The sequence below is a fragment of the Streptomyces sp. B1866 genome (assembly GCF_031932565.1).
Lineage (GTDB): Bacteria > Actinomycetota > Actinomycetes > Streptomycetales > Streptomycetaceae > Streptomyces.
This window is the reverse complement of record NZ_JAVSCF010000293.1, coordinates 1-7712: the sequence shown is the minus strand read 5'-3', so window position 1 is coordinate 7712 and position 7712 is coordinate 1. Positions and strand designations below refer to the sequence as shown.

At 74.0% G+C, this 7712-nt stretch carries 8 protein-coding genes and 2 pseudogenes; 1 reads left to right on the top strand and 9 read right to left on the bottom strand.

Translation table 11 applies throughout. From position 1 onward, the window contains the following. The 9 genes and pseudogenes from RKE29_RS26145 to proS form a co-directional block, all read right to left on the bottom strand. Positions 1-262: pseudogene (locus RKE29_RS26145) on the bottom strand (hypothetical protein); the annotation flags it as partial. Between the two features lie 4 nt (positions 263-266). Then, positions 267-1121 (bottom strand): annotated as a pseudogene (gene lepB, locus RKE29_RS26140) (signal peptidase I); the annotation flags it as partial. 280 nt (positions 1122-1401) lie between these two features. Continuing rightward, positions 1402-1752, bottom strand: a complete 351-nt coding sequence (gene rplS / locus RKE29_RS26135; protein WP_312008111.1) for a 50S ribosomal protein L19 — start codon at positions 1750-1752, stop codon at positions 1402-1404. 130 nt (positions 1753-1882) lie between these two features. Then, the gene (trmD, locus tag RKE29_RS26130; protein WP_312008110.1) at positions 1883-2707 is read right to left on the bottom strand and encodes a tRNA (guanosine(37)-N1)-methyltransferase TrmD; all 825 of its coding nucleotides are present in this window, start codon (positions 2705-2707) and stop codon (positions 1883-1885) included. After that, positions 2707-3297: a ribosome maturation factor RimM gene (gene rimM / locus RKE29_RS26125; RefSeq protein ID WP_312008109.1), complete on the bottom strand. Its 591-nt coding sequence runs from the start codon at positions 3295-3297 to the stop codon at positions 2707-2709. Before rimM ends, trmD begins: the two co-directional genes overlap by 1 nt. 196 nt (positions 3298-3493) lie before the next feature. Beyond that, a complete protein-coding gene (locus RKE29_RS26120) occupies positions 3494-3730 on the bottom strand; it encodes an RNA-binding protein (RefSeq protein WP_312008108.1) in 237 nt (78 codons plus the stop codon). 4 nt (positions 3731-3734) lie between these two features. Next, a complete protein-coding gene (gene rpsP, locus RKE29_RS26115; protein WP_312008107.1) occupies positions 3735-4178 on the bottom strand; it encodes a 30S ribosomal protein S16 in 444 nt (147 codons plus the stop codon). Positions 4179-4479: 301 nt separating this feature from the next. After that, entirely contained in the window at positions 4480-5073 is a 594-nt protein-coding gene (locus RKE29_RS26110; RefSeq protein ID WP_312008106.1) for a hypothetical protein, read from the bottom strand. A 364-nt stretch (positions 5074-5437) separates the two neighbouring features. Next, a complete protein-coding gene (gene proS / locus RKE29_RS26105) occupies positions 5438-6862 on the bottom strand; it encodes a proline--tRNA ligase (RefSeq protein ID WP_312008105.1) in 1425 nt (474 codons plus the stop codon). Positions 6863-7112: 250 nt separating this feature from the next. On the opposite strand from proS, the gene RKE29_RS26100 reads away from it, so the two are divergent. Further along, positions 7113-7712 (top strand): methyltransferase domain-containing protein (locus tag RKE29_RS26100; protein WP_312008104.1); only part of this gene is annotated, 600 nt, incomplete at its 3' end.

Here is a 7712-nt window from a genome sequence, read left to right as displayed (position 1 = left end):
GGGGGCCCTGCGCGCCGTCCGCCTCACGGGCCGCCGAGCCGCCTGCCGCTCCGGCGGCCTGCGCGCCGTACGGTCCCGGGGCGGGCCCGGCGGCAGCGGCGGCGCCGAGCGTCCCGGTCGTGGGTGCCGCGGCTCTGGACGCCTGCTCCGGCCGGCCCGCCCCGTCCGCCTGGGCCCGGGCCGGGGAGGTGTCCTCCCGCGGTCCGGGCCGCCGCTCGGGCTCCTCGTGACCGGATCGTGCGCCGACCGCCAAATCCCCCACATCAACTCCTCACACGACGCTGCCAGCCGCGCCAGGTACGGCGCAGGCCCACCACTCCCATAACGAGCGGGAGTTCCGCAGGGGTCGGGAGCCGGACCATTCCTTGCTGATCCGTGGAGGACAGCCTAGGCGGCGATCCGCGCGCCTGCGCATCGGCGCCCCGCGCGTCGCGCACCGAGGCGTACGTCGAGGGCTCCTCCAGCCGCCGCCAGTGTCCGAAGGGCCAGGCGATCACCACGGCCCGGCCGACGACCAGGCTCTCCGGCACCGTGCCGTGCCCGGCCTCGTCGAGGTGGTAGCGGGAGTCGGAGGAGTTGGAGCGGTGGTCGCCCATGACGAAGAGGCGGCCCTCGGGCACCTTCACCGTAAACGTGATCTCGGACGGCGGATTGCCCGGGTGCAGGTAGGGCTCGTCCAGCGGGGTGCCGTTGACGGTGACGCGGCCCTGGGCGTCGCAGCACTTGACCGTGTCCCCGCCGACGCCGACCACCCGCTTGATCAGGTCCCGCTCGTTGGAGGAGGGCAGCAGGCCGATGAAGGTGAGGAACTGCTTGGCCTGCTTGATGACGACGGGGTCGCTGGTGGTGGTCGTGTGCTCCTCGTTCAGCCAGTGGCTGGGGTCCTTGAAGACGACCACGTCGCCGCGCCGGGGCTTGGAGCCGAACCAGGGGGTGAGCTTGTCGACCAGCACCCGGTCGCCGATCCTGATGGTCTCCTCCATGGAGCCGGAGGGGATCACGAAGGCCTGCACCAGGAAGGTCTTGAGTACCAGCGCGATCAGCAGCGCCACGGTGATCAGCAGCGGCACCTCGCGGGCGGCCGAGCGTCTGCGCCTGCGCTTGATGCGGCGGCGCGCCAGCCGGCGCTCCGCGCGCCCGCCCGGCCGCCGCGGTGGGGCGCTCGCGCTGTGCGCCGGGCCCGCGCGGTGGGTGCCGCGGGGCTTCTGGGGCCCGACGGCCGCGCGCAGCCTGGCGAAGCGCCCCAGGGGAGCACCGGAGGAGCGCGGCCGCTCCCGGGACTCCGACGGGGAGTCACGGGAGCGGTCGCGCTCCGAGAGCGGTGCGTCGGTGTCCGTCGGGTCCGGGCCTATCGGGCCGGGTTCCGACGGTGTCCGACGGAGGTGTGGCGGCGCCAAGAACTCAGCTCTCGCGCTTCTCCTTGATCTTCGCGGCCTTGCCGCGGAGATCACGCAGGTAGTAGAGCTTGGCGCGGCGGACGTCACCGCGCGTGACGACCTCGATCTTCTCGACGATCGGGGTGTGCACCGGGAAGGTGCGCTCGACGCCGACGCTGAAGCTCACCTTGCGGACGGTGAAGGTCTCGCGCACGCCGGAGCCCTGCCGGCGGATGACCACGCCCTTGAACTGCTGGACACGGGAGCGGTTGCCCTCGATGACGCGGACGTGGACGTTGACCGTGTCTCCAGGGCGGAAGGCGGGGATGTCGCTGCGCAGCGAGGCGGTGTCGACCGTGTCGAGCACGTGGGTCATGATCGTCTGCTTTCTTCACCGATGCCACAGGTCATCGGCGGAACAAGGGGTGGTCACAGGGGTGCCGGGGCGTCGGGCGGACGTCGTGTCCCCCTGTGGCAGGGGCGCACGCCGGACGTACGGCAGAGGGTTATTCTTCCACGTCGTCGGGCGGCCGCCCAAATCGGCCGTCCGCGAGCCGCCGCCAGCCGAGCTCTTCCAGTACGGCGCGGTCGTGCGCGTCGAGCGCGCCGGGGTCGCAGCGCTCGACCAGGTCGGGCCGGTTGCGGCCGGTGCGGCGCAGGGCCTCGTCCCGGCGCCACCGGGCGATGCGGCCGTGGTGGCCGCTGAGCAGCACTTCGGGAACGGCGCGGGAGCGCCATTCGGGCGGCTTGGTGTAGACGGGGCCCTCCAGCAGGTCCGCCATAGCGCCGGGGGCGAAGGAGTCGTCGCGGTGCGACTCGGCGTTGCCCAGCACGCCGGGCAGCAGCCGGGCCACCGCCTCGGTGATCACCAGCACCGCGGCCTCGCCGCCGGCCAGGACGTAGTCGCCGATGGAGACCTCGTACACCGTCAGCCGTTCGGCGTACTCCTCGATCACCCGCCGGTCGATGCCCTCGTAGCGGGCGGGGGCGAAGACCAGCCAGGGGCGGCCGGCCAGTTCCACGGCGAGGCCCTGCGTGAAGGGCCGGCCGCTGGGGGTCGGCACCACGAGCGCGGGACGCGCCTCGGGCAGGTCGTGCGTGCCGGAGGCCAGGACCGCGTCCAGCGCCTCGCCCCACGGACCGGGTTTCATGACCATGCCGGGCCCGCCGCCGTAGGGGGTGTCGTCGACGGTGTGGTGCCGGTCGTGGGTCCACGCGCGCAGGTCGTGGACGCGTACGTCGAGCTGTCCGCGGGCGCGCGCCTTGCCGACCAGGGAGACGTTCAGCGGCTCCAGGTACTCGGGGAAGATGGTGACGACGTCGAGCCGCATCAGCCGTCTCCGCCGCCCGCCGGGCCCGCGGCGTCCGGACCGCCGCCGGCGCCGGGCAGGTCGGCCGCGGGGTCCGCCCCGACCGGTTCGAGCAGGCCGGGCGGGGGGTCGACGACGGCGCGCTGGGCCGCCAGGTCGATCTCGGGCACGACCTCGGTCACGAAGGGGATCAGCGCCTCCGACCCGTCCGGCCGCCGCACGACGAGCAGGTCCTGGTAGGGCAGGTGGGAGATCTCCGCGATCCGGCCGACGGGCGTGCCGTCGACGGTGACCACGTCGAGGTCGATCAGCTGGTGGTCGTAGAACTCGTCCGGGTCCTCCGGGGTCTCCTCCGGGTCGACCTCGGCGATGAGCAGCGTGCCGCGCAGCGCCTCGGCGCCCGTACGGTCGGCGACGCCGGCGAAGCGCAGCAGCAGGCGGCCGCTGTGTACGCGGCCGGACTCGATGGTCAGCGGCCCGGTCGCGGCGGGCTCGGTGGCCAGCACGGCGCCGGGCGCGAGCCGCAGTTCCGGCTCGTCCGTGCGGACCTCGACGGTGACCTCGCCCTTGATGCCGTGGGCGCGGCCGATCCGCGCGACGACCAGTTGCACTGTCGGTGACTCCTGGGACTCCTGGAAGGGGACGGGCATGCGCGCGGGGCCGGTGACGGCCGAGGGGCCAGGGACACCGGGTCCCTGGCCCCTCGTACGGCCGCGAGGCCCCGCCGGGGGTTCCGGCCGGGGCGGGGTCCGCCGCCGCGGGACCGGCCGCGCGCGGGCCGGACCGGCCGGGCGGACCTGGTCGGCTTCAGACCTGGTCGACGTCGACGAGGTCGACGCGGATGCCCCGGCCGCCGATAGCGCCGATGACGGTGCGCAGGGCCCGGGCGGTGCGGCCGCTGCGCCCGATGACCTTGCCGAGGTCGTCGGGGTGCACCCGGACCTCCAGCACCCGCCCGCGCCGCAGGACGCGCGAGGCGACCTGCACGTCGTCGGGGTTGTCGACGATGCCCTTCACCAGATGTTCGAGGGCTTCCTCAAGCATCCCCTTAGCCTTCAGTCGACTCGGCGGCCGCCGTGTCGCCGGCCCCCTCGTCCGGCTTCTTCTCCGACTTCTTCGCCTTCGGGGTGATCGCCTCGCCCTTCGGCTCGTCGCCGGCGTCCTTGGCCACGGCCTCGAACAGGGCGCGCTTGTCGGCCTTCTCCTCCGGCTGGAGCAGTGGCGCGGGGGCGGGCAGGCCCTTGAACTTCTGCCAGTCGCCGGTCTTCTTCAGCAGGGCCAGCACCGACTCGGTCGGCTGGGCGCCGACGCCCAGCCAGTACTGGGCGCGCTCGGAGTCGATCTCGATGCGCGAGGGGTTCTGCACCGGGTGGTACAGCCCGATCTCCTCAATGGCCCGGCCGTCACGACGGGTACGGGAGTCGGCGATGACGATGCGGTAGTGCGGCGACCGGATCTTGCCCAGGCGCTTCAGCTTGATCTTGACTGCCACGGGAGTGGTGTCTCCTGGTGTTGACGGGGTGGACCACCACGACGTGCCGCGTGGGGTTGCGGTACCCGGGTGTCCGATGGACGCGCCGGCTGGAGGAGAGAGGGGTCCGGGCCAGCCGTCGAGTACAGCGGACCATTGTGCCACAATGCGGCGCCGCCGTACGCCGCCCGTCCCGGCGGCCGCACGGCGGCGTCGTTCGGATCCGGCCCCGCCGGCCGGCCGGTCCCTGGCTGGCCGGTCGGGCCGCGCGTCCCCGGGGCCCGCGCCCCGGTGCGGTCCTCGCGGACCGCCCGGCCGCGGTCTAGCCGACAGCGGCGACCGCCTCGGGGATGCGGAAGGGCTTTCCGCACCCTCCGCAGACGATGGGCGCCTGGGCCAGCACCGAGGGGACCACTCTGACGTTGCGGCCGCAGTCGCAGACCGCCTTCACCCGGACGCCGCCGCCCGAGGAGCCGTGCCGGGCGGCCGGTCCGCGGAAGGTGCGGGCGGTGTCGGCGGCGGTGGCGACCGTGTGCGCTCTCAGGGCCCGGTGCAGGCGGTCGATGGTGGAGCGGTAGCGCTTTCTCGCCTCGGGGGAGAGCACGACCAGGGAGAAACCGCTGCTCGGGTGCGGCTCATCGGCGTGGTCGAGCCCCAACTCCTCGGCGATCATGAGGAATCGGCGGTTGTGGTAGCGGCCCGCGCGCGAGGTGTCGCGGACACCGCGGGCGGCCGCGATGCCGTGGACTGCCTCGTGCAGCAGACGTTCGAAGGAGAGCTCGGCGCCGCAGGCGGACGACGACTCTCCGATCAGCGACTCGGGTGCGGCGAGATCCGGCAGCTCGGGGTGGTGCCGTTGAATGTCGGCCCACGCCTGTGCCAGCTCCGCGGCGAGAACAGGTGGTGTCGTGCTCACGTCGTGATAACGAGCGGGATGCTCCCGGTGTTCCGATTCCGGGCCATCCCAAATAATTTGCACCTACCAGTCAGTTCATTCCGATGCGCCGCGACGCGGGCGGGTGGGCCCATGTGCGGACGGGGGGCGCACGGCGCATCAATGGGGTACGTACCGGCGCGTACGCCCCCGGCGTACAACATCCGGAAGACGCGCGCCGCTCCCGCGCCCCTCCGACGTCCGGCGGCCCCGGAGGGTTCCCGTTCCCGGGAGCCGGAGGGTCGCGGAGCCGGCGGCCGGGCGCGCGGCGGCGTACGCCCGAGGGCCCGAGCCGTCCGGCTGCGGGAGCCGGTCGGCTACGGGCCCTGGGCGAAAGCCGGTGGTGTCAGTACGCGCGGGCGACGATCGCGACGTTGCCCGGCGCGTCGTCGGCCTCCGGCACCGAGCCGTCCTCGGCGACCAGGCAGCGCACGGTCACCGACCGCTCGGCGAGCCGGGCCTCGCCCTCCGGGCCCACCGCGGCCCACGGGACGCGGGCCCAGCCGCCCGCGGCCGCCGCCTCCGCGGCCTCCTCCAGGGTCGCCACCTCGGTCGTACGGGCCTCGCGGCGCTCGCGCGCCTGGCGCAGCAGCAGCGCCTGGTCCTCTTCGAGGATCTTCGGCAGCAGGTCGGCGAGGCCGCCGTCGCCGTCGAGGCGCACCGGCTCCTTGCCGCCCGGGATGCGCCGCGCCAGCATCGCCGTGCCGCCCTCCAGGTCGCGCGGGCCGACCTCGACGCGGACGGGCACGCCCTTCAGCTCCCAGTCGACGGCGCGGCGGCCGAAGGGCGTGTCGACGCGGTCGTCGACGTGCGCGCGGACGCCCGCCTCCGTGAGCCGGTCGCCGATCTCGCGGACCTTGGCCAGCACCGCCTCGTCGCCCTTGACGGCGAGGACCACGGCCTGGATCGGGGCGAGCCGCGGCGGAATGCGCAGGCCGTTGTCGTCGCCGTGCATCATCACCAGGCCGCCGACCATGCGCGTGGTGCTGCCCCAGGACGTCTGCCAGACGTGCTCGCGCGTGCCGTCCTTCGACAGGTACCGGGTGTCGAACGCCTTGGCGAAGTTCTGCCCCAGCTCGTGGCTGGTGGCCATCTGCAGGGCCTTGCCGTCGCCCATCATGCCCTCCAGGGTGAGGGTGTTGAGGGCGCCGGCGAAGCGCTCCTTGGCGGTCTTGCGGCCGGCCACGACGTCCATGGCCAGCAGGTTCTCCATGAAGTCCGCGTAGACCCGGCGGTGGATGTGGGCCGCGTAGTCCCGCGCCTCCTCATAGGTGGCGTGGGCGGTGTGGCCCTCCTGCCACAGGAACTCGGAGGTGCGCAGGAACAGGCGGGGCCGCAGCTCCCACCGCACCACGTTGGCCCACTGGTTGATCAGCAGCGGCAGGTCGCGGTAGCTCTGCACCCACTTGGAGAAGTAGTCGTTGATGATCGTCTCGGACGTGGGCCGGACGACGACCGGCTCCTCCAGTTCCTTGCCGCCGCCGTGCGTGACCACGGCCAGCTCGGGGGCGAAGCCCTCGACGTGCTCGGCCTCCCGGGTCAGGTACGACTGCGGGATGAACAGCGGGAAGTACGCGTTCTGCGCACCCGCCCGCTTGATGCGGGCGTCCATGTCCTGCTGCATGCGCTCCCACAGGCCGTACCCGTACGGCCGGATGACCATCGTGCCGCGCACCGGGCCGTTGTCGGCCAGCTCGGCCTTGTTGATCAGGTCCTGGTACCAGCGCGGGAAGTCGTCGGCCTGGGGAGTGAGCACGGGAGCCTTTGCCATGGCGCCGATCGTACGGCGGCGGACCGCCCGAGCGTGAATCGGACCGCGCGGGGCGTCCGGAACCCGGCCGCGGACGGACGCATTCCGGTGGCTGGCGCACCGTGCGGCAGGAGGGCCCGATTCCGTCCCGGAAACCTCTGGACGCGCCGACCGAAGCCGGGTTCTCTGGTTCTACAGGGGTGCTTCAACGGCGCGGCGCACATGACGGATCTGACCTCGGCACGGCATTCTCCCGAATTGGGGCGCTTGGATGACCTCCACACTTCTTCGGCGACACCACTCCCCGGCCCTGACCTCCTCCGACTCCCCCGGCTCCTCCGACTTCTCCGGCTCCCCCGGCCCGCTCGCGGTCTCCGCGGAGCCCTCCCGCGTCTCCTCGCCCGCCTCGGCCGCGGACCGCTCCGGCCCGTCCGGCGCGCACGCGCGGGCCCGCGACTGGGCCGAGATCCAGGAGCGGATGCTGGTACCGCTGTACGAGACGGTCTACGACCGGCTGGCCGTCGGCGCGGGCACCCGGCTGCTGGGCCTGGGCTGCGGGTCGGGCCTGGCCCTGCTGCTCGCCGCCCGGCGCGGCGCCGACGTCAGCGGCACCGATCCCGACGAGCGGCGGCTGGACCTGGCGCGCGAGCGCCTGGCGCCGCCGGGCGCGCGCGGCAGAGCAGCCCGCGGCGCCCCTCGCCTGCGGTGCGCCGCCCCCGGGGAGCCGCCCGCGGCCGACGGCGGCCGGGGGTACACGGTGGTGACCGCCTTCGACCCGGCGGCGCCGGGTGCGGACGGGGCCGGCCCCCGGGCGAAGGCGCTGGCGGCGGCCGTGCCGCTGGCCGAGCCGGGCAGCCCGGTGGTGCTGGCG